This is a genomic window from Terriglobia bacterium (assembly GCA_020072785.1).
In the GTDB taxonomy this organism is placed as follows: domain Bacteria; phylum Acidobacteriota; class Terriglobia; order Acidiferrales; family UBA7541; genus Acidiferrum.
The window spans coordinates 160,647-182,180 of sequence record JAIQGG010000005.1 but is presented as its reverse complement, the minus strand read 5'-3'; the positions used below and the strand labels follow the sequence as shown (position 1 = coordinate 182,180).

15 protein-coding genes are annotated in these 21,534 nt (G+C 62.9%); 5 read left to right on the top strand and 10 right to left on the bottom strand.

The genetic code is table 11. The features are described 5' to 3' along the window. Window positions 1-205: 205 nt before the first annotated feature. From LAN61_13610 to ilvD, 8 genes are all read right to left on the bottom strand, one after another. Complete coding sequence (locus tag LAN61_13610; protein MBZ5541548.1) at window positions 206-970, bottom strand: SDR family oxidoreductase; 765 nt, start codon at window positions 968-970, stop codon at window positions 206-208. Window positions 971-1,002: 32 nt separating this feature from the next. Beyond that, a complete protein-coding gene (locus tag LAN61_13605; protein MBZ5541547.1) occupies window positions 1,003-1,680 on the bottom strand; it encodes a hypothetical protein in 678 nt (225 codons plus the stop codon). A 220-nt stretch (window positions 1,681-1,900) separates the two neighbouring features. Then, window positions 1,901-5,149, bottom strand: a complete 3,249-nt coding sequence (gene dacB, locus LAN61_13600; GenBank protein ID MBZ5541546.1) for a D-alanyl-D-alanine carboxypeptidase/D-alanyl-D-alanine-endopeptidase — start codon at window positions 5,147-5,149, stop codon at window positions 1,901-1,903. A 171-nt stretch (window positions 5,150-5,320) separates the two neighbouring features. Continuing rightward, window positions 5,321-6,193 (bottom strand): MurR/RpiR family transcriptional regulator, encoded by an 873-nt coding sequence (locus LAN61_13595; protein ID MBZ5541545.1) that lies wholly within the window; start codon window positions 6,191-6,193, stop codon window positions 5,321-5,323. Between the two features lie 153 nt (window positions 6,194-6,346). Continuing rightward, entirely contained in the window at window positions 6,347-7,360 is a 1,014-nt protein-coding gene (gene ilvC / locus LAN61_13590) for a ketol-acid reductoisomerase (GenBank protein MBZ5541544.1), read from the bottom strand. 71 nt (window positions 7,361-7,431) lie between these two features. After that, on the bottom strand, window positions 7,432-7,965 hold the full coding sequence (gene ilvN / locus LAN61_13585) for an acetolactate synthase small subunit (protein MBZ5541543.1): 534 nt from the start codon (window positions 7,963-7,965) through the stop codon (window positions 7,432-7,434). Between the two features lie 7 nt (window positions 7,966-7,972). Then, on the bottom strand, window positions 7,973-9,682 hold the full coding sequence (gene ilvB, locus LAN61_13580; GenBank protein ID MBZ5541542.1) for a biosynthetic-type acetolactate synthase large subunit: 1,710 nt from the start codon (window positions 9,680-9,682) through the stop codon (window positions 7,973-7,975). After that, a complete protein-coding gene (gene ilvD / locus LAN61_13575; protein ID MBZ5541541.1) occupies window positions 9,679-11,481 on the bottom strand; it encodes a dihydroxy-acid dehydratase in 1,803 nt (600 codons plus the stop codon). Before ilvD ends, ilvB begins: the two co-directional genes overlap by 4 nt. A gap of 625 nt (window positions 11,482-12,106) precedes the next feature. On the opposite strand from ilvD, the gene LAN61_13570 reads away from it, so the two are divergent. The 4 genes from LAN61_13570 to LAN61_13555 all read left to right on the top strand — a co-directional run bounded on the left by LAN61_13570 (window position 12,107) and on the right by LAN61_13555 (window position 18,148). Next, window positions 12,107-13,411 (top strand): dicarboxylate/amino acid:cation symporter, encoded by a 1,305-nt coding sequence (locus LAN61_13570; protein ID MBZ5541540.1) that lies wholly within the window; start codon window positions 12,107-12,109, stop codon window positions 13,409-13,411. Between the two features lie 65 nt (window positions 13,412-13,476). Then, the gene (locus LAN61_13565) at window positions 13,477-15,147 is read left to right on the top strand and encodes an NAD(P)/FAD-dependent oxidoreductase (GenBank protein MBZ5541539.1); all 1,671 of its coding nucleotides are present in this window, start codon (window positions 13,477-13,479) and stop codon (window positions 15,145-15,147) included. Between the two features lie 105 nt (window positions 15,148-15,252). Beyond that, a complete protein-coding gene (locus LAN61_13560) occupies window positions 15,253-15,819 on the top strand; it encodes a cytochrome c3 family protein (GenBank protein ID MBZ5541538.1) in 567 nt (188 codons plus the stop codon). A 64-nt stretch (window positions 15,820-15,883) separates the two neighbouring features. Continuing rightward, window positions 15,884-18,148 (top strand): molybdopterin-dependent oxidoreductase, encoded by a 2,265-nt coding sequence (locus LAN61_13555; protein ID MBZ5541537.1) that lies wholly within the window; start codon window positions 15,884-15,886, stop codon window positions 18,146-18,148. Between the two features lie 16 nt (window positions 18,149-18,164). Here the strand turns inward: LAN61_13555 and LAN61_13550 are convergent, their stop codons facing one another. Together LAN61_13550 and LAN61_13545 are read right to left on the bottom strand one after the other, a co-directional pair. Continuing rightward, window positions 18,165-19,232, bottom strand: a complete 1,068-nt coding sequence (locus LAN61_13550) for an alpha/beta hydrolase (GenBank protein ID MBZ5541536.1) — start codon at window positions 19,230-19,232, stop codon at window positions 18,165-18,167. 46 nt (window positions 19,233-19,278) lie between these two features. Beyond that, on the bottom strand, window positions 19,279-20,319 hold the full coding sequence (locus tag LAN61_13545) for a prolyl oligopeptidase family serine peptidase (GenBank protein MBZ5541535.1): 1,041 nt from the start codon (window positions 20,317-20,319) through the stop codon (window positions 19,279-19,281). Window positions 20,320-20,494: 175 nt separating this feature from the next. On the opposite strand from LAN61_13545, the gene LAN61_13540 reads away from it, so the two are divergent. Next, entirely contained in the window at window positions 20,495-21,523 is a 1,029-nt protein-coding gene (locus tag LAN61_13540; protein ID MBZ5541534.1) for a YncE family protein, read from the top strand. Window positions 21,524-21,534 lie beyond the last annotated feature (11 nt).

Below are 21,534 nucleotides of genomic sequence, written 5' to 3'. Positions count from 1 at the left end.
GCCTGTACCCCGAGCACGACCTGTTCATCCAGCTCATGAAACTGAAGAATACCCTGCGCTGGATGATGGGCGCAGACCTCATCACCCACCTCGGCCAGGAATACTACGACTAGAACGCATCGCCAAGCGAAGAGAGATTCCTCGCTTCGCTTGGAATGAGAGAATTTACTGGGTAAGGGCGGGCCTCGGTCCGCCCTTCTTTTTTCTATCCCTTGGTCTCCTGCAGAATATTCCCCCCATCCACCACCAGAACCTGACCGGTAATGTATGAAGCGTCCGGCGTGGCCAGAAAGCAGACCGCTGCGGCAACTTCGTCCGGCGTGGCCGCGCGCCCCAGTGGTGTGTGCAGGGCCGCGACGCGCTCTTCCTCCGTGGTCGAAGCCGTGGCCACCCAGCCCGGCGCCACGGAATTGATGGTGATGCCGTCGCGCCCGGTTTCCAGGGCCACCGCGCGCATCATGCCATCGAGCCCGGCCTTGGCCGCTCCATAGGCTGAAGAGCCGATGTTGCTCACCATGGGCCCGGTGACCGAAGAGACGTTCACGATGCGCCCGTACTTGCTCTTGGTCATCGCCGGCAGAACCGCGCGGGTCATGAGAAAAGCGGTATCCAGCGTAATGGCGATCTGTCGCCGCCACTCGGAGTAGGTGAGGTCGCGCAGCGGCTTGCTCAGCATCTCTTCGCCGGTCTGCACCATGCCCGCGTTATTAACGAGGATGTGGAGCTGCCCGGCGCGCTCGAGGACCGATTCAACCAGGCCCTGCGCTTCGGCCTCGACGGTGAGGTCAGCGACGAAGGAGAGCACGGTTTTCCCGCCGGGGTCGAGTTCGCGAGCGCGCGCATGGATGCGCTCCGTCGTCGAGGTGATGGCCACGCGGATACCGGAGGCATGCAGCCGGCGGGCAACGGCAAAACCGATGCCACCGGCGCTGCCAGCGCCGGTGATGAGTGCAGTCTGTTTGGTCAGCAGAGAATCACTCCGAAAAGTTGCCGTCGTACTGCCTAGCGCTTTTCCTTCAGTTCTAGCGGCTTCAGCAGATTGAATGTCAGGCCGGTTTCAGCCTGCAGGGTGATGTCGCGATTGCCGGTGAAGGCCGCTCCTCCCGTACCCGCTGCGGCGCCAACAGCGGCACCGATGGCAGCGCCTTTACCACCGCCCGCCAGTGCCCCGATCGCAGCTCCGGCGCCCGCCCCGCCGCCGACTATTACGGCTGTGCGCTTGCCTTTTCCTTTGCTGGTCAGAGTCGGCGCGGAGGCCTCAATTTCGTAGGACTGGCCACCGACGGTGATGGACGTCAGAGCCAGCGCGAGCACGGCCCCGCCCTTGAATCGGCCGGCAGGCTTGGCGTCGCGGATCACCCCTTCGGCGTGGGCTCCTTTGGGGATAACGATCTTGCCTTCCACTTCAATCGCGTCGGCTACGGAGGCGTCAAATCGCTGGCCAGCCTGGCTGGTTTTCGAACCGATGGTCTGGTCGAGAACGACGGAAATTTCCGTTCCTTCGGGAACGACGATGGTCCTCATAGTGGGGACAGCAGCTGTTTTGGCAGCGCCCTTTCCGGCGCTTTTGCCTTCCTCGGGACTTGTCTTTTCGGCCTGTTCGGGGCTGAGCGTTTTGCACCCGGCAAGAAACGCCAATAGGCTGATGCTGGCAATAATCGAAAAAAGTTTGCGGCGCATGACGAAGTACCTCCTGCCCGGTCCGAGTATCGAAACGCGGGCACACTCTCAAAGATACCCCTAGATAAGAAGATGTCAATTTCGAACCAGGGGGATATCGTTCCGGCCGTTGCAGGAGTCCTATGGAGACGGGCTTCTTGCTATGCCTCTACACGATATACCGTAGAAGCACGATATGGCTCGCCTCCGCCAGCACTTGTATGGTGTCTCCACCGAACTTTTACTTTGAGGCAGCCGGCGGCTGGTAGCCGCGGCCGCGCAGGATCCGGCCGGCGGTAACGCCCGTGAGATTGCCATGATCAAATTCCACCTGCCCGTTCACGAGAACGACATCTACGCCTGTTGCCGGTTGATCGGGTTTGGCGTAGGTCGCGTGGTCAATGATCGTCGCGGGATCAAACACAGTGATGTCCGCGAAATAGCCGGGCAGGAGCAGGCCGCGATCGGTCAGGTGTTCCCGCTGCGCCGGCAGGGAAGTGATCTTACGGATCGCAGTTTCAAGCGGAAACAGGCGTTCGTCGCGGACGTAGTGCCCCAGGAAGCGCGCCATGGAGCCGAACGCGCGCGGGTGCGTGTGCGGTTCGTAAGTTGGTCCGTCCAGCGCCATGGCATTGACATCCAGGCCGATGCTCGTCCACGGCTGCTGCAGGCCGGTTCTTAAATCGTCTTCACTGGCCATGAAATAGATGGCGCCGGTCTGCGCGTTGTCCGCGAGAACGAAATCCATCAGTGTATCGGCGGGCGATTTCTTCCACGCGCCGGCTACCTCGGCAAGCGTTTTGCCTTCGAAATTCTTTAGTTCGGGGTTCGTCACGGAAGCCAGCAGAACTCCGCGAGCACCTCCAACGTCGAAGAACAGGTTTTCCCAGTCGGGATGATCGCTCGCCAGCTCCTTCTTAATGCGCAAGCGGACCTCCGGATCTTTCAACCGCTCGAGGAGCTTCTGCGGGCCGCCGTCGGCCGCCCACGGCGGCAGGGCCGAGGCCAGCGCTGTGGCGCCGGCGGTATAAGGATACATGTCGGCGGCAATGTCCAGGCCGGTATCGCGCGCCGCCTGGATGGCTGCAACGACCTTTTTCATGTTGCCCCAGCGCGGCTTCCCGCTGACTTTCAGATGGAAAATTTCGACGGGGATCTTTGCCTCGCGCCCGATACGCATGGCCTCCGCCAGGGCCTGCATTTCGGAGGCCCCTTCGCTGCGCATATGCGTGGCGTAGAGGCCTCCGTACTTCGCCGCCACCTGGGCGAGGGCGATCAGCTCATCGGTCTTGGCGTAGATGTTGGGCGGATAGATGAGCGCGCTCGAAACGCCGAGCGCGCCGTCCTTCATTGCCTGCTCGACGAGCGCTTTCATCTGCTCCAACTCTTCGGGTGTGGGCGCGCGGTTGTCGTCGCCAAGGACCGCCTCGCGCACCTGCGCGGAACCAACGTAGGTGCCAAAATTGAGCGGCGTACCCTGCTTTTCGAGGCGGCGGAAATAGCCATCCAGCGTGGTCCAATCCACGGTGAGGCCGAAGTGCGTGAGCAGGGGCTGAAGCGGAGCCAGCGTTTTCTCGTTCTGCGGCGCGGCCGAGCCGCCTTCTCCGGTGATCTCCGTGGTGATACCCTGCGCGAGTTTGCTGATGGCGCGCTTGTCGAGCAGCAGCGAAGTCTCCGACTGGCCGAGCACATCGATGAACCCCGGCGCGACTGTGCGCCCCGCGGCGTCGATCTCCCGCTTGGCCTTTTCTCCGCTCAGGTCGCCGATCTTTGCGATGCGCTCGCCCTGGATGGCCACGTCCGCCGCGTACCAGGGATTGCCCGTACCGTCCACAATGTGTCCGTTGCGGATGATGATGTCGTAGCCGGCGGAGACGGGAGCGGCCGCCTCGAGCGGCGCGTCGTAGGCCGCCGCCGCGATCGCCCCCAGCGCCTGTCCCGCAATTCTCTGATCCGCATCCGCATCCGGCGGCAGATGCACGTGATTGATGTACGCCGCGAAGATCAGTCGCCGCCCGTTCTTGGTAAGGATGTAGCCGGCCAGGCCCTTGGCGTTGAGCATCATTTTCCCGCCAAGCCGGTCTTCGGAGTCATAGGTGCCGGTTTTCGCGTGGACGTATCCGGCAGCCGGCGAGTCCGTCTGGATCTTCGCCAGCGTGCCGTCCCTGCCCAGCACCGGCAGCGCTTTAAAAAACACATCGAAGTCCGGACGCCTCGTCCAGTACGCCAGATACCGGCACATGAAGTCCGGGCTGAAAAGATCGGCCCAGTCCCCGCCCGCGCCGTCTCCCTGCGACGCGCCAGAGAGATCCAGCTTTGCCGCTTGCAGAAACTCGCGCTCGATGCCGAAACCGGCGAGTAGCGGGTCGGTTGTGTTTTTGGCCACCAGGGCGCCCAGCAGATACGGCCCCATCCCTGCGTGCAGATTCTGACTGACCTTTAGCGTGACCTTGATCTCTTCGGCGAGCGGCAGGGAAACGTGCTCGGCCACCTGATTTTCCGCAACGTAGAACTTCGCATATCCCGCCAAGTCCGGTGCCGCGGCCTTTTCCGGCGCTTTCACCTGAACTCCCGCGGCGGCCAGCGCTTCGCTCAGCACGGTTTGCGCAAATTGTGTCGGGGCGGGCACGGCGAAGGGCGCGGTGACCGGCTTCGCGTCCTGCGGAAGGCTGCCTCGCAGCGTCGCCACCACCGTTCCGTCCGCGTTCGTGACGATACCCGGCTCCTCCAGGTCCGGTTTGCTCCCTGCAGGGGACGTCGCCAGCTGATTCACGAATTTGACATACGAAGTCTGCGGTGTGGATTCCAAAATCACCGCGTCGCCGGCCTTGGCTCCGGGCCTGGCAACCAAATCGATGACGTTGTCGTTGACTACGATCGAGGAGATGACCACGCCCGTGCCGCCCTCACGCGGTCCGTCCGGAAACAGGCTCGCATCCACCAGCACGTGCCCTTCAATCTGGCGTATGCCCTTTGCGGCCACATCTTTGGCGAGCTGCCGAATGACCGCGAGCGGATCGCCCGCCACGGCCGGACCCCCGTAAGAGTGGTCCTCATCTTCGAACGCCAGCGTGCCGTCCGGCCGGATGCGGTTCGAAAGATTGGGATCGCCGCTGGCCACCAGCACCAAGTCACCCTTCAGCCGGCCCTTTCCATCCACCGGGCCAGTGCGGTAAATCCGCGTATGAAAGCGATAGTCCGCGCCGAAACTCGCCAGAACCGCGCCTTCAGTGAGCGTCTTTGTCGTCGAAGCCGGCGTGAACAGCTTGTGCTCGTTCAGCGCATAGATCACCTCACCGGTCTCCGGCGAGTAGAATTCGATGCCGAAATTGGCGTGCGCGAATTCCGGCCGCTCCATAATCTTCCGGATGCGCTCGGCCATTACGGGGGACGCGGAATTCTGTGCCAATGCAGGGTGCGGGCAAACCGCGGCCGCGGCCAGGAGAAGTCCGCAGCGCAGTAACGACCGGACCGGGCGTGTACGTTTCATGGCGTTCTTCCTCCGAGGACTCAGGGCGTTAACGAAGGCATGAGGACGGGTGTCTCTTTCACGAAGCCAGATTCTGCTCGCTCGCGAGGTTTCCATTTCGTGCGGGAAGCTGTGTCAAGAATCCCTGCTGCCAGGGAAGCCTCTGAGACGTGTGTTGCATAGCCGGGCCTCTTAGGACGCCCACCAGCGGAATCCTTTGCGCTGCTCCTCCGCCACCTGCTTCATCAGTGCCAGCGTCCGGGGCCGGCGCACTTCGCCGCACGCGGCCAGCAGCGCGTTGAGCAGGGCCATGGGAGCGACATAAGAGGCCGCGAACGAGGGCGACTCGACGGGCGCCAGGAAGAGCTCATCACAGTGACGCGCCAGCGGAGAAAGGAAGGTATCGGCGATGCCGATACAGTGCGCGCCGCAGCTGCGCGCCTGCTCCAGTCCTTCCACGGTCTGCCGCAGCCCGCGTCGGAAACTGATGGCGATCACCACGTCCTTGCTGCTCACGTTGCGCACCAGATGCGTGATGCGCCCCGGCGAGGTCGCGGAAAACAGCGGCAGGCCGAGAACGCTCGCCTGGTAATCGAAAAAAAAGGCCAGCGTCGTCGCCAGGTCTCCGGCAAGCAGCAGGATCCGGCGCGCCTTATACAACCGCTTCGCCACGGCCGTCAAACGCCGCGTGTCCAGGCTGTTCTTGAGTCCCTGCAGGTTTTTCAGGTCTTGCTCGAGCGATTCCCGGATATGGCCGGGAATGCTGGAATCCTTCCCGCCGGCGGTCTGCATGGTATCGAGTGACGTGGCAAAAGCGATCGAGAGGTTATGGAGGTGGCGCTGAAATTCGCGGTAGCTGCCAAAGCCCAGACCGCGGACGATGCGCACGATCGTCGCGGGGTCCGTCTTCAGGTGTTTGGCCATGGCCCGGACGCTGAGCAGAACATAATCGCGCGGCTGCTCCAGGATCGGGCGGATGATCTCCTGGCGCTTGGCGCTGAGCTGCGCGATGCGCTCGGCGAGGTTGGGCGCCGGCTCCTTGGGAACGTCCGGGTTTCTAGGCATGCGGCCAGAGGATTGCCCAAATTGTCGCTGCTGTCAACTCTGTGGAACTTTGCACCGAAGTCCGTTCGCTGTTGCGGCGGCATCCGGCCCGGCTGGGATGCCTCCACGCCGTGAGACATATTCGCCGCCCGCCGCCGCAGCCCGTTAATTGCCTTATTCTTCCGGAGCAATCACCGGCTGCAGGAAGGGCATCATCGCCCGCAGTTGCGGGCCCACCGTCGCTTCGATCGGAAGCTTGCGCTCGCGCCGCCGCATCTCCCGGAAATTCGGGCAGCCCTTTTCGTTTTCCGCAATCCAGGCCTTTGCGAAGCTTCCGTCGCGGATTTCCGCGAGCATCTTGCGCATCTCCTTGCGCGTTTCCTCGGTCACGATGCGCGGCCCGCCCGTGTAATCCCCGTACTCTGCCGTGTCGCTCACCGAATAGCGCATGTAGCTCAGCCCGCCTTTGTAGATCAAGTCCACGATCAGCTTCATCTCGTGCAGGCATTCGAAATAAGCGATCTCCGGTTGGTAACCCGCTTCCACCAGCGTATCGAATCCCGCCTTGATCAGCGCGCTCACCCCGCCGCACAGCACCGCCTGCTCGCCGAACAAATCCGTCTCCGTCTCTTCGGTGAACGTCGTCTCAATCACCCCGGCGCGCGTGCAGCCAATCCCACGCGCATAAGAGAGTGCCAGCGCCTTGGCGCTGCCCGTGGCGTCCTGGTGCACCGCCAGCAGGCCAGGCGTTCCTCCGCCTTCCACGAAGACCTCGCGCACCCGGTGTCCCGGCGCCTTGGGCGCGATCATCGTCACGTCCACGGTTGCCGGCGGCTTGATCGTCCCGAAACGGATGTTAAAGCCGTGTGCGAACATCAGCATCTTTCCGGGCTTCAGGCTCGGCTCCACCGCTTCGCGGTACAGCGCCGGCTGCTTGGTGTCTGGCGCCAGGATCATGATCACGTCCGCCCAGGCCGCCGCTTGCGCCGGCGTCAGCACGGTCACCCCGTCTTTCTGCGCTCGCGCGCGGGAATTGCTCTTCTCCGGCAGCCCCACGCGCACCTCCACCCCGCTGTCGCGGAGATTCAGCGCATGGGCATGGCCCTGCGATCCATAGCCCAGGATCGCCACTTTTTTCGCCCGGATCAGGCCCAGGTCCGCCGAGTTTTCGTAATACATCTTCGCCATTCTCTTCCTCCGAAAGGCTCCGCGGGTTTGCACTGTGGAGCGGCCGCGCGGGCGTCTGATTGTGTTCCGGTTTAATTCGGTTTGACGCTGCTGCCGGCGCTGGCTTCCGCCGCTACCGGCGGCTGCAGCAGGTCCGCGCCGCGGGTCATCGCCACGCTGCCGGTGCGGGCCATCTCCAGCACGCCAAACGGCCGCAGCACTTCCAGCAGGCTGTCGATCTTGTGCACCGTTCCGGACACTTCCAGGATCAGCGATTCCGGCGCCACGTCCACGACCCGGGCCCGAAAGACCTTCACCAGCTCCATCAGGTGCGGCCGCGACTTCTGGTCCGCTGCCACCTTGATCAACGCCAGGTCGCGCACCACCGCAGGCCGCCCCGAGATGTTCTCCGCCAGCAGCACGTCCACGAGCTTTTCCAGGCTGGCCTGCACCCGCCGCGCCCCCTGCTCGTCGGTGTGCACCACCACGGTCATCCGCGCGATCTCGTCGTTCTCCGTCGGTCCCACCGTCAGCGAATCGATATTGATCGCCAGACGCCGCGCCAGCGACGCCACGCGGTTCAGCACTCCTGGTTTGTTTTCCACGTACGCTACCAGTGTTTTCATATGCTCCTCACGGCTCCGTCGCGGTTTCCACCAGCGGGTTCGGTCGCCGGATCATTTCGTGCAGCGCCGCGCCCGCCGGCACCATCGGATACACCGCGTCTTCCTGTTCCACCCGGAAGTCCAGCAGAACCGTCTCTGCTGCTTCCCGTGCCTTGCGGATCGCCGGAAGCACTTCGCCGCGCGTGCAGATCTTCTCGCTGCGGATTCCGAAGGCATTGGCCAGCGCGCAGAAATCCGGGGCCACCAGCGGAGTAGCCACGTAACGCTTGTCGTAGAAAAACTCCTGCCACTGCCGCACCATACCCAGGTAGCCGTTGTTGATGATGGCGATCTTGACGTTGATTTTCTCCTGCACGATCGTCGCCAGTTCGCACATGGTCATCTGGAACCCGCCGTCGCCCACCACCACCCAAACCTCGTCGTCCGGTTTCGCGAATTTCGCCCCGATCGCCGCCGGCAGGGCAAACCCCATCGTCCCCAGACCGCCCGAGGTGATCAGCGAACGCGGCCGGTCGTGGTGGTAATACTGCGCCTCCCACATCTGGTGCTGCCCGACGTCGCTGACCACCAGCGCACGCCCCTTCGTTTCCTTCCACAAATCGTTGATCACGTGCGCCGCATAGAGATGCCCGCTGTCCGGCAGGCTCTGAATGTCGCGCACCGCGGAATGGCCCTTCAGCGTGCGGATGTAGTCCACCCATTCGCTGCGATCGCGCGGCTCCAGGCAGGGAAGCAGTTGCTCCAGCAGTTCGCGCGCGTCGCCCACCAGCGCCGCGTCGACCTTCACGTTCTTGTTGATCTCCGAGCGGTCGATCTCGATGTGAATCTTCCGGGCGCTCGTCGCATACGTGCGCAGGTCTCCGGTGACGCGGTCGTCGAAGCGCATCCCCACGGCCACGATCAGGTCGGATTCCTGCACCGCGCGGTTCACCCAGGCTTCCCCGTGCATGCCCATCATCCCCAGATTCAACGGATCGGTGGCCGGAAACGTTCCGATCCCCAGCAGCGTCATGGCCACGGGGAAGTGTCCGCGGCGCACGAATGCTTCCAGTGCGCGCACCGCGCCTGCAATCTGCACCCCGTGTCCCGCCAGAATTACCGGCCGTTTCGCGGAGTTCAGCATCTCCACGGCCCGGGCAAATTCGCTCGCTTCGCACGCCGGGTGCACCCGCTTCGGCGGCAGCTTCGGTGTGGCGGCCTCCCAGTCCAGCTCGCATGTCCCCTGCTGCGCGTCTTTCGTGACGTCCACCAGCACGGGTCCCGGCCGGCCCGACGCCGCGATGACGAATGCTTCGCGCACTGTCCGCGCGATGTCCTCCGCGCGCGACACAATCGAGTTGTGCTTGGTGATGGGCATGGTGATGCCCGTGATGTCGATCTCCTGAAACGCATCGCTTCCCAGCAGCTTGCTGCTCACCTGCCCGGTGATGCACACCACCGGCGAAGAATCCAGCATGGCCGTGGCGATCCCCGTGACCATGTTCGTCGCTCCGGGGCCCGACGTGGCCATGGCCACGCCCACTCCTCCGCTCGCTCGCGCATAGCCGTCGGCCATATGCGTCGCACCCTGTTCGTGCCGCACCAGCACGTGGTGCAGCGGCGAGCGGCCCAGCGCATCATAGGTCGGCAGAATCGCTCCGCCGGGGTACCCGAAAATGTCCTTCACCCCCAGGCGGTGCAGCGTTTCACAGAGAATTTCCGCGCCTGTTCGTTTCATATCGTCCTCGCCGGAAGCGGTGTCGTTGCAGGCGACGGCGCGGACAAGGAACGTACCCCGGCAGGCACCGTGGTGATCGCTCCGCGCGATGCGGAGGAGACCAGCAGCGCGTATTTCGCCATCACTCCGCTGGTATAGCGCGGCGCTGGCGGCGTCCAGCTGCGCAGCCGCTCGCGCAGCTCGTCTTCGGAAACCTCGGCGCGCAACGCCCGCTTCGGAATGTCGAACACCACCATGTCCCCGTCGCGCAGCGCCGCGATCGGTCCGCCCGTCGCCGCTTCCGGCGCCACATGCCCGGCCATCAGTCCGTGCGTCGCTCCGGAGAAGCGCCCGTCGGTAAGCAGCGCCACGCTGTCGCCCAGCCCCGCTCCCACCAGCGCCGCGGTCACCGCCAGCATCTCGCGCATTCCGGGTCCGCCGTTCGGTCCCTCGTAGCGGATCACCACCACGTCGCCCGCGCGAATTCCGCCCTGTTGCAGCGCCGCGAACGACGCTTCTTCGCTGTCGAACACCCGCGCCGGCCCGCGGAACTCCTGGATGTTGTGCCCCGCCACTTTCACCACGCAGCCTTCCGGCGCAAGGTTGCCCTTCAGAATCACCAGCCCGCCCGTGGGCTTGATCGGCTTGGCCGCCGGGAGCACCACTTCCTGGCCCGGTGTCTCTTTCGCCGCGGCTGCTTCTTCTCCGATGCTCTTTCCCGTCACGGTGAGGCATTCGCCGTGCAGCAGACCCGCCTGGCGCAGCCGCTGCGCCACCAGCGCCGTGCCGCCCGCTGCGTACAGGTCTGTGGCCACAAAACGCCCGCCCGGCTTGAGGTCCGCCAGCAGCGGTGTACGCGCGCTAATGCGGTCGAAATCGTCGATCACCAGCGGCAGCTGCGTTTCCTGGGCGATGGCCAGCAGATGCAGCACGGCGTTGGTCGAGCCGCCCGTTGCGGCCACCCCCGCAATCGCGTTTTCCAGTGACTTCGGAGTGATAATGGCGCTGGGCCGCACGTCGCGGCGCAGCAGCTCGATCACCATCTCGCCCGCCTTGTGCCCCGCCGTCTCCTTGGTTTTGTTCGTGGCCGGAATGCTCGAAAGCCCCATGGGCGCAATCCCCAGGAATTCGCACACCAGCGCCATGGTGTTGGCCGTGAACTGTCCCCCGCACGCTCCCGCGCCCGGGCACGCGGAACACTCCAGGGCATGCAGATCCTCGTCCGACATGCCGCCTCGCGCATGCGCGCCGATCGCTTCGAAAACGTCCTGGATCGTCACCGGACGTTCGTGAAACTGTCCCGGCGCGATGGATCCGCCGTAGAGAATCAGCCCGGGAATGTCCAGCCGCGCCAGCGCCATCACCCCGCCCGGAATCGTTTTGTCGCAGCCCACCAGCACTACCAGCGCGTCCAGCAGGTTGCCGCGCGTCACCAGCTCGATCGAGTCCGCGATCACCTCGCGGCTCACCAGCGACGTGCGCATCCCTTCGCTGCCCATGGTGATGCCGTCGGAAATGGATACGGTGTTGAATTCCAGCGGGGTGCCGCCCGCGGCCCGGACGCCCGCCTTGACGTGCTCCGCAAGTTCTTTCAAGTGGTAGTTGCAGGGACCGATCTCGGTCCACGTGTTCGCGATGCCGATGAGCGGCCGCGCAAGATCCTCGTCGCGCAAACCCGTGGCTCGCAGCATGGCCCGCGCCGCGGCGCGGTGCGCCCCGTCGGTCAGCGCGCTGCTCCGGGGTCTGGGTAGGGGATTGCTCACTTCTCGCTCCTCATGGCTCGCGGCGAACTGCGCGGCCCCGAAAATTTGCGGGGCCATCATCCAGCTCTGGATGATGGCCCCGGGTCTTGCTTGAATTTCTCTCCTAGGCTGCCATCACCCGCCGCTGTCTCCGCGCGCGCTTCCAGGAATGGGGCGAATTCGCACGACTACACGAATCGCGCTCCCGGCTGTGCCGGACACTCGTGGCTTCGATTCGTACGCGCTGGCGACCATAGATGGAGTACGCCAAAGACGTTACCAGAATGCGAGGGAAGGGGCGAATCAGTCCAATTAATAATTATTGCCTATAATATAAGAAAGAATTATCACTACAAATGCGCCCCCGGGCCCTCCGGCGTCACGCCGTTCTCCTCCCGCGGGCCCTTCTTGCGATCTCCGCGGGCGTCTCCGCCGGACGCAGACAGAAAATAGTTGCGCTGCGGCGCCCCAGTTGGCACCATCGGAACCCAATTCCAGAAGGTGGCGGAGTGTAGTGCCTTCGGTCAGCGGGATTGAGCCTCGATGCGTGTGAATTTGCTTCTGACGTGCATCGGGCAAAGTCTCGTTACTCGAGGTGTCTGCATACTGTTGGTCTCCCCCGAACGGAGCCAGCTTGGAATCGGAAACGAACGTTTGCAGGAACGGTTGACCGCTTTGCGGTCACACTTGAGAGGACCGACCAATGGGATTTTTCAGCGCTTCGCAGTCGCCTGCCCTCGCCGCCGAGGAGCCGGAAGCACCCAAGAAACCGTTTTACGCGAGTCTGTGGGTTCAGGTGCTGCTGGCCATCGTTGTGGCCGTAGCCCTGGGTTACTTCAGTCCGGCTAAAGCCATCGCCATGAAGCCCCTCGGTGACGCCTTTATCCGCCTGATCACCATGATCATCACCCTGATCATTTTCTGCACCGTCGTCTCCGGCATCGCCGGCATGCAGGATATGAAGAAAGTCGGGCGGGTCGGCGGCAAGGCTCTGCTGTATTTCGAGATCGTTTCCACGGTGGCCCTGCTGATCGGTCTGGTCGTCGGCAACGTGGTCAAGCCCGGCGGCGGCTTCAACGTCAATCCCGCCGGACTGGATGCCAAGGCCGTGGCCGACTATGCCGGCGCCGCCAAGGCGCAGAGCGTCACGGAATTCCTGATGCACATTATTCCCACCACCGTGGTGGACGCCTTCGCCAAGGGCGACATTCTGGAAGTCCTGCTTGTCGCTGTTCTGTTCGGCTTCGCGCTCTCCAGCATCGGTCAGCGCTGCAAGCCGCTCGTTGATCTCTTCGACGCCCTGATGCATGCGGTCTTCGGCGTGGTCAATATTCTGATGCGCCTCGCGCCCATTGGCGCTTTCGGCGCCATGGCTTTTACCGTCGGCAAATACGGCCTCGCCTCGCTCGGACCGCTGGCGAAGCTGATCGCCACGTTCTACATCACCTCAATTCTTTTCGTGCTCATCATTCTCGGCGCGATTGCCCGGGTCGCGGGCTTCAACATCGTCAAGTTCCTCGTGTACATCAAGGAAGAAATTCTGCTGGTGCTGGCCACCAGCTCGTCGGAGACGGCGCTGCCCACCTTGATGGCCAAGCTGGAAAAGCTCGGCTGCTCGAAGCCGCTCGTGGGGCTCGTGGTGCCCACGGGCTACACCTTCAACACCGACGGCAGCAGCCTGTACATGACGCTGGCGGCCCTCTTTGTGGCCCAGGCCACCAATATCCATCTGACGGTGATGCAGCAGATCACCATCCTGGCCGTGGCCACGCTCACTTCCAAGGGCGCGAGCGGCGTGCAGGGCGCCTCGTTCATCGCCCTGGTGGGCACGCTGATGGTCGTGCCGACCATCCCCGTGGCGGGCATGGCCCTGGTTCTGGGCATTGACCGCTTCATGAGCATGTTCCGCGGCCTGGTGAACATGATCGGCAATGGCGTCGCCACTCTCGTCGTCGCCCGCTGGGAAAAGGAACTGGATCGCGAGACCCTGCGGCGCAATCTCGCTTGACGCTTGCCTAAGAGTGCAATTGGCGCGAACGTGCTAGAATGCGCGCGTTTCACGGGAGGCATGGCATGAGCAAGATGACGCGGCGCGGCTTTGTGAAGAGTGCGGCCATTGCGCCTCTGGCCGTCAACGCTTTCGCTCTGGAGCCGCAAGCGGCTCCGCGCGATCGCTTTGATATCGTCGTGGCCGGTGCCGGGCACAACAGCCTGGCCGCGGCCGCCTACCTGGCCAAAGCCGGCTACCGCATCATCGTCCTCGAGGGACGGCCGATAGTCGGCGGCGGGGTCAAGACCGCGGAACTGACGCTGCGGGGGTTCAAAGACGACGTCTGCGCCACGGCGCACACCTTCATTCAAGCCAACCCGATGCTGCGCAACGATGAACTCGGGCTGCGCAATTACGGTCTGGAGTACATCGATCCCGATCCGATCTTCCATGTGCCGTTTGCCGACGGCAGCTATCTGACGCAGTGGCGCGACCTGGACCGCACCTGCGCGGAATTCGCCAAGTTTTCCAAAAAAGATGCGGCCGCCTACCGGCGCTTGCTGACCGAGTTTGAGGCCGTCAAGTCGATCCTGGGTGCTTCGACCTTCACGCCCATCGGCTTCGGAAAGCCGCTCAACGATCGGCTGGCGGATGTCCCGCGCGGTAGGCTGTGGCAGCGGCGCCTGGCGATGTCTGCCTGGGAGATCATCCGGGATGCTTTTGAGGACGACCACAGCCGCACGTTCATGCTGTATATGTCGCATCTGTCGGCGGAGCCGGCGGATGCGCCGGTGACTGGGCGGATGGCCTTCGCGGCGCCGGGACAGCAGCGTTCGGGGCGTCCCATTCCCAAGGGCGGATCGGGAGCCTTGACGCAGGCGCTGGCGCGGGTGATCGAGGCCAACGGTGGAGTGATCCTCACCAACAAGTGGGTGCGGCGGCTGATCGTGGAGAACGGCAGATGCACGGGGGTGGAATGCGACGACGGCAGCGCGTACCGGGCCGAGAAGGCCGTGCTTTCCACGATCCACATCAAGCACCTGGTGGATATGGCGCCGCGAGAATTGTGGGGCCAGGACTTCATCGATGGTGTGGATACCTGGCAGGCGGAGCACGCCATGTTTGTCACCCACTACGCCACCACGGAACCTCCCAAGTACGCCGTCTCCGGCGGCACACTTTCCCCCTGTGAATCGGGCATTCTGGCTTCTCCGGAGCGGGCGTTGCATGGCACCTACGACGATGCCCGTGGCGTGGTCACTCTCGAGGATCCCTCCCTGCAGGTGATCTGCTGCACCGTGGCCGATCCGTCGCGCGCCCCGGCGGGCATGCATACGGTTAAGGTTCTTGGCTGGCAGCCCTACGAGCTGAAGGAAGATCCGCAGCATTGGGACGTCATCAAGAACCAGGTCTCCGATGCGTATTTGAAATACTTGCGGCGCTTCGCACCCAATCTAACCGACGACAAGATCCTCGCGCGCTTCATCGAGAGCCCCCTCGATCTGGAGCGCATGAACCCGCATTTCTGGCACGGCAGCGCGCATGCCGGCGCGCAAAGCGCGTCGCAGGTCGGCCCCATGCGCCCGATGCCCGGGTGGGCGCAGCACCGCATGCCAATCCCCGGCCTGTACCAGACCGGCGCCACGACGCATCCCGGAGGTTCGGTGACGGGAGCGCCCGGACGCAATGCGGCGACGGTGATGCTGAAGGATTTTGGCACCAGCATAGAGGAAGTACTGAAGAAAAAAGCATGATACGCGCGCAGGCAGCGGATTCTGCAATGAAGAAACCGGGAAAGTTGACGGGCCAGAGCGGCCGATGGGATCGGCGGCAGCAGGATTAATCCACGAGGTGTGCGCATGAATGGGAAAAAGGAAAATTTCACCCGGGTGGCAGCCAGCGTAGCGATGTCCATGTTCCTGTCTACGGCGGTTGCGCTCGCGGCGCAGGCGCCGGGGCCACCGCCCGCGGTTCCGCAGATCGTGCCCGATAACCCGATGCATCCTGCGCCGCCCGCGCAACCCATCCCCTTCAGCCACAAAAAACATCTGAGCTTCGGCCTGCAGTGCAAGGCCTGTCACACGAATCCCGATCCCGGCACCCTTATGACGTTTCCGGCCACGAGCAAGTGCATGTCGTGCCACGCTTCGATTGCCAAGAACAAGCCGGCCATCCAGAAACTCGCGGAGTTTGCAAAGTCCCGGAAGCCGGTTCCCTGGGTGCGCATTTACGCCGTGCTCCCGGGCGTCACCTGGGCGCATCGCCCGCATCTGCAGGCGGGCATGAAATGCGAAATGTGCCACGGGCAGGTGGCGCAGATGGAAGCCATGGCGGAGACCACCAGCGTCAAGACGATGTTCAGTTGCATTGACTGCCATCAAAAGAACAATGCCAAGACGGTCTGTGATACGTGCCATAAAAACTGATCTGGCCGGGAGTTCGTGAAGCTCTAGCTCTCGCAGCCCGGCTGTTTTTCACCCGGGAGGACCCATGAACAGAATCGAAAACGTCAGCCGCCGCGGATTTCTGCAGGGAATGGTCTCGGCCGGAGCGCTGGTGTTGTGCGTCCGTGCGTATCCGGAGACTCTCTGGGCCGCCCAATCCGGCTCGTCGGGACTGCCGGAGGGAATGGCTTTCCAGCCGAATGTCTATCTGGCCATTGCTCGTGACGGGAGCGTAAGCATCATCGCGCACCGCTCCGAGATGGGCACGGGAATCCGGACGTCGCTGCCGCGCGTGGTGGCCGATGAACTGGATGCCGACTGGACCCGCGTGCGGATTGAACAGGCGGTGGGCGATCCGAAATACGGGACGCAGGACACCGATGGCTCGAAATCGGTTCGATTATTCTTCGACGTGATGCGTCTGGCCGGAGCCAGCGCTCGCAGGATGCTGGTGAACGCTGCGGCGCTGCAGTGGAACGTGCCGGTGGCCGAATGCGCCTCCGAACTGCACGTCGTCGTGCACCGGCCAACGGGACGGAAGATTGGATACGGCGAACTGGCGCCGGCGGCCGCAAAACTGCCAGTGCCGGAGAAAGAAGAAGTAGCGCTGAAAGCCAGAAGCGAGTGGCGCTACATCGGAAAAGAAGCAAAGAACTACGACATCACGGAGCTCTGTTCGGGCAAGGCGATGTTCGGCCAGGACATGCGCGTAGACGGCATGCTGTACGCTTCGCTCGAGCGGCCGCCGGTTCTTGGAGGAAAGATCAAGTCCCTGGACGACAAGGAAACACTCGGCGTCGCGGGCGTGCGCCAGGTTGTTCCGATCGAACCGTTCACACCGCCGCACGGGTTTCAGGCGCTGGGGGGCGTGGCCGTTCTGGCGGAAAGCACATGGTCAGCCATGCAAGGCCGCAAGAAGCTGAAGATCGAGTGGGATCACGGGGCCAATGCGAGTTACAACTCGGACACTTACAAGAGGGAACTGCAGGAGACGGTGCGCAAGCCGTGCAAGGTGGTTCGCAACTCCGGGGATGTGGATGCGGAATTCTCCAAGGGCGGCAAAGTGGTGGAAGCGGAGTATTACGCGCCGCATTTGGCGCACGCTCCGATGGAGCCGCCTGCGGCAGTGGCCGAGTACCGCGACGGGAAAGTGACGGCGTGGGTGTGCACGCAGAACCCGCAGGCTGTGCAAGGAGCGGTCGCCAAGGCGCTGGGAATCAAGAATGAAGACGTGCTCTGCCACGTCACGTTTCTCGGCGGGGGCTTCGGGCGAAAATCGAAGCCGGACTACGCGGTGGAAGCCGCCCTCCTCTCCCGCCAGACGGGCCGGCCGGTCAAAGTGGTCTGGACGCGCGAGGACGATCTGCATTTCGACTACTACCATACGGTGGCCGCGATGTACCTGAAGGCCGCGCTGGGCCCGGACGGAAAACCGACGGCTTGGCTGCATCGCTCGGCATTCCCGCCGATCAATTCCATGAACGATGTAAACGCGGTGTACGGACTTCCCCGCGATTTGAATCACGGCCTGTGCGACGTACCCTTCGCGATTCCCAATCTGCGCGTGGAAAACGGTGCCGCGAAAGCGCACGTGCGGATCGGATGGCTGCGTTCGGTGGGCAACGTCTATCATGCGTTTGCGGTGCAATCGTTTGCGGACGAACTGGCGCACGCCGCCGGGCGCGACAGCCTGGAGTATCTGCTGGCGCTGCTGGGGCCGGACCGCATCCTCGAGCGCAACGCCCTGCCTGCGGACTATCCCAACTATGGCGCGCCCTACGAAAAATACCCGATCGACACGGCTCGTCTGCGGCGCGTGCTGGAGCTGGCAGCGGAGAAAGCGGGCTGGGGCCAGCAGAAACTCGGCCAGGGCTCGGGCATGGGCCTGGCGGTGCACCGGTGCTTTCTCACTTATGCGGCCACGGTGGTCCGCGTGGACGTGAGCGGCCGCGGGGAGATCCGGATTCGGCGCGTGGATACGGCCTTTGATGCCGGAACAGTGGTCAATCCCGAACGGGTGCGCGCCCAGGTCGAAGGCTCGGCCGTCTTCGGCGCAAGCCTGGCGCTAATGGGAGAGATTACGGCGACGAACGGTGTAATCGATCAGTCTAATTTTCATAACTATCCGGTGGCGCGGATGAAAGAGACGCCGGCCGAAACGCATGTTCATCTCGTGCCCAGTGATGCACCACCGGCAGGAGCGGGCGAGCCCGCTGTTCCGCCGTTTGCGCCGGCGCTGTGCAACGCCATCTTCGCGGCGACGGGGAAGCGGATCCGGGAATTGCCGCTCTCGCGGGCAAAACTGGTCTGAGATAACTCCGGCATCTTCAAAAACTTTTTGCTGCCGCGGTCGGCGTTCCCGCCGGCTGATGCTCCCAGTAGTCGATGAAGTGGATGACGTTCTGATTGAACTCTGCCGGATATTCCCGATAGTGAAAATGGCCGGCCTTGTTTGTGATGAACATCCGCGTACGTTGGTTTTTCTCCGCGATGATGTCGAAGAGATCCAATCCCCGTGCCAGAACGGCCGAGGGATCATTGCGTCCCCAATAGAGCAGCACGGGCATCTGCAAAAGGCCTTCGTTTTTCACGCGCTCGTGCACCGTCTTTTTCCACTCTTTGAATTGTGAAGCCAGCGGCTCGCCGGCGCCGGCTTTGACCTTCGCTGCGGTTTCCAGCGATTTCGGCAGGCTGGCCATATATTTTCCGGCCTCCCAGAACTCGTCGTCGAAAGCGGCGTCGGGCAGGAAGGAGATAGCTTGGAGCCGGCACTTCCACTCCACCCAATCGGGCTCCTTGGGACACTTGGCCAAAGCTTCCTGGCGGGTGTTGGGGCCGTCCGGTGCGGCCGTGAGGCTGTCGATGATGACTAAAGTCCTGACGATCTCCGGATGCGCCACGGCCAGAAAGAAAGCGCAGCCGCCGCCACGCGACTGGCCGATGAGATGCACTTTTCCGAGATGCAGGGTCTGGATGAACTGGTAGAGGTGCTCGACTTCCCCCTGGATGTTGTAGTCCTTGTCGTCCAGGGGATTGCCGGTCATGCCGGAGGCGAGTTTATCCGGCGCGAAGACGTGGAAGCGCTGGGCCAGCCCCGGAATGTTTTTGGACCAGGTGTTGGCGCTGGAGTGGCCGGACCAGCCTTCGCCGTGCACCAGCACGAGCGGCTCGCCCTGACCCATCTCGTAGTACCGCGTCCGGACGCCATGGACGTCAACCAGCTTCGCCGTAAGGCCGGCGATCGAGCCGTCTTCTTTGGCGTTCGCCGCCCAGGCTTGCTCGCCCGGCAGGGCGAAGAGAAGCAGAGCGGCCAGCGCGAGAATTTTCACTCCCCGCAGTGGAGGCCAGCAGCGAGACTGTGCGAGGACGCCAGAGGCGTCATGGGTGATCAACATGGTTCGTCCACTCCCCCATCCCGGCCGGTGCACACGGGATCATGCATTACTGGGCCGCCGCGTGCGAATGCTTCAGGTGCTTGTCGAAATAATCCATGAATATATCGAAGGCCTTTTTCTGGATCTCATCGGGCTTGTAGGAGCCGTCTTTCTGGGGGTAGATGAATACGTAGCCGTGGACAGGGTGGTCGAAGCTTTGCCAGGCCACGTCCTTGCCGGCTTCTTTCATCCACTCGTAGGTCAGCTTGAAAACGCCCTGCTGGTGATCCGTATCGCGGCCGAAGACGAGGATGGGGGTGTGAATGCGCTGGATGCGCTCCATCGCCTCTGCCTTATTGGCTCTCTTCCGGACGACTTCGATGTCATTGAATTGGATCTCGGTATCCTTGCGGGGCGCCGTCGGGCCCGTGTCGATCGTCAGAAACTCATGCGCGGCGGGTTCGATGCACACGCCGGCTCCGAAAGTGTATTCGCTCGCCGCCTTCAGGATCATCTCGCCGCTGTGACTGACGCCCATCGAGCCGACGGCGTCCTTATCCACATAGGGCAGGGACTGGAGATAGCGAAGGATGGCGATCAAGTCCTCGTGGTCGAGCGTCGGGCCCGATTTCAGCATGCGGCGCTCTCCGCTGATGCTGTCGGGGAGATTTTGCGGCGGCTTGGCGTGCTCGTACTCGTACGGGATTTCGTTGCGGTAGTTGATGGTGACCACGACGTAGCCCCGCGCGAGCATGCGGTCCTGCATCTGCGCCAGGCTTTCCGTCAACTGCTCGACTTTTTTCATGCCTTCGCGCCCCTCGCCGGAAGCCATGGTGATGACGGGGAAGGGCCCGTTGCCTTCTGGCTTACGAATGGCGATGGGTACGTAGATCTCGTCCCGCGTCAGCACCAGGGTGTATTCCGCCGGGATGGCCGAGCCTTTGATGGGTTTGGTAGCGACCACGTAGCCATGCGTAGCGATCGATTCGGCGGGCGGCTTCCCGGTACTGAGCTGGGCGTGGGTGAGCAGGGAGAGGTGCGGAGCCGTAAGGAATGCGGCCAGGAGAGCAAACAAGGTGACGGCTTTGAGTGCAAAGTGGAGTTTCATCAGCGACCTCCGCAGTTTACACAACGATGGACAAGACGCTCTGGTATGTATCCGCCAGTGCATCCGTCTTGCGCTTCTATCACCGGGGCATTGACCCGTCAAGCGCTGCGCTGTATGGTCTTGAGGCTTATTCGGAAGAAATGAGCTCGTTCGCGGGTTTGGCACGGAGGCCAGAATGACGAAGATTTGCAGGTTGTGCATGGGAGTTGCGTTGGTTGCGGGATTCGCGGCGCAAGTAGGCGCGCAAGAAGGAGCGCCAGGGGATCGTCCGCAGCCGCTTGTCCTGACGGAAGCCATCCCTCTTCCGGGTGTGCAGGGACGATTCGACCATTCGGGTTACGACGGCCGGAACCAGTTCTTTATTTCCGCGCTGGGCAACAATACGGTAGAGGTCATCGACATCAGCGCCAGAATCCGCGCGCACAGCATCAGCGGGGTGCCGAATCCGCAAGGCATAGCCTACTCTCCGGAGACAAAGAAGCTTTTTGTCGGCAGCAGCAAGGGCAAGCTGTACATCTATGACGGAATTTCCTTTGATTTGATCAAAACCATCGATTTCCATGGTGACGTTGATAACCTGCGCTACGACTCGGCGACGAAGCGGGTCTATGTCGGCTATGGCGAGGACGAAACCGGCGCCATCGGAATGGTCGATGCCACGACCAACGAGCGGCTGAAGGAGGAATATGTCCTGGGCGCCCATCCCGAATCCTTCCAGCTGGAGAAGTCGGGCCCCAATATTTACGTGAATCTACCGGATTTGAAGCAGGTCGCGGTGATCAACCGCAGCACCCGTGCGATTACGCGGTGGCCTTTGACCGTGGAGCAGAACTTTCCCATGGCGCTGGATGAGGCGGAGCACCGCTTGTTTGTCGTCACGCATCAGCCGGCCAGCCTGGTCGTGCTGGACACCAATTCCGGCCGCGTGGTCGCCACGCTCCCCTGCGTCCAGGAAGCGGATGAAGTGTTCTACGATTCCGCGCGCCAGCGCGTTTACATTCCGGGGGCAGAGGGTTATATCAGCGTATTTCAAGAGAAGGACGCCGATCACTACCAGCTTCTCACCAAGGTGCCCTCGTCCCTAGGCGCGCGCACTGCCGGTTACTTTGGAAAAGGAAGAAAGGGCTTCGATCGCTTCTTCCTGGCCGTTCCGGCGCGGGCCGATCACGGTGCCGAGATATGGATCTATACCGTACAGGATTGATGGCCGGGGCC

What these genes read in the sequence shown, in the direction of transcription:
- LAN61_13595 (MBZ5541545.1), bottom strand. Translation starts at nt 6,193, where the DNA reads ATGCCTAGAAACCCGGACGTTCCCAAGGAGCCGGCGCCCAACCTCGCC.
- LAN61_13570 (MBZ5541540.1), top strand. Translation starts at nt 12,107, where the DNA reads ATGGGATTTTTCAGCGCTTCGCAGTCGCCTGCCCTCGCCGCCGAGGAG.
- LAN61_13555 (MBZ5541537.1), top strand. Translation starts at nt 15,884, where the DNA reads ATGAACAGAATCGAAAACGTCAGCCGCCGCGGATTTCTGCAGGGAATG.
- dacB (MBZ5541546.1), bottom strand. Translation starts at nt 5,149, where the DNA reads ATGAAACGTACACGCCCGGTCCGGTCGTTACTGCGCTGCGGACTTCTC.
- ilvN (MBZ5541543.1), bottom strand. Translation starts at nt 7,965, where the DNA reads ATGAAAACACTGGTAGCGTACGTGGAAAACAAACCAGGAGTGCTGAAC.
- LAN61_13605 (MBZ5541547.1), bottom strand. Translation starts at nt 1,680, where the DNA reads ATGCGCCGCAAACTTTTTTCGATTATTGCCAGCATCAGCCTATTGGCG.
- ilvD (MBZ5541541.1), bottom strand. Translation starts at nt 11,481, where the DNA reads ATGGCCCCGCAAATTTTCGGGGCCGCGCAGTTCGCCGCGAGCCATGAG.
- LAN61_13565 (MBZ5541539.1), top strand. Translation starts at nt 13,477, where the DNA reads ATGAGCAAGATGACGCGGCGCGGCTTTGTGAAGAGTGCGGCCATTGCG.
- LAN61_13545 (MBZ5541535.1), bottom strand. Translation starts at nt 20,319, where the DNA reads ATGAAACTCCACTTTGCACTCAAAGCCGTCACCTTGTTTGCTCTCCTG.
- ilvC (MBZ5541544.1), bottom strand. Translation starts at nt 7,360, where the DNA reads ATGGCGAAGATGTATTACGAAAACTCGGCGGACCTGGGCCTGATCCGG.
- LAN61_13550 (MBZ5541536.1), bottom strand. Translation starts at nt 19,232, where the DNA reads ATGTTGATCACCCATGACGCCTCTGGCGTCCTCGCACAGTCTCGCTGC.
- ilvB (MBZ5541542.1), bottom strand. Translation starts at nt 9,682, where the DNA reads ATGAAACGAACAGGCGCGGAAATTCTCTGTGAAACGCTGCACCGCCTG.
- LAN61_13540 (MBZ5541534.1), top strand. Translation starts at nt 20,495, where the DNA reads ATGACGAAGATTTGCAGGTTGTGCATGGGAGTTGCGTTGGTTGCGGGA.
- LAN61_13560 (MBZ5541538.1), top strand. Translation starts at nt 15,253, where the DNA reads ATGAATGGGAAAAAGGAAAATTTCACCCGGGTGGCAGCCAGCGTAGCG.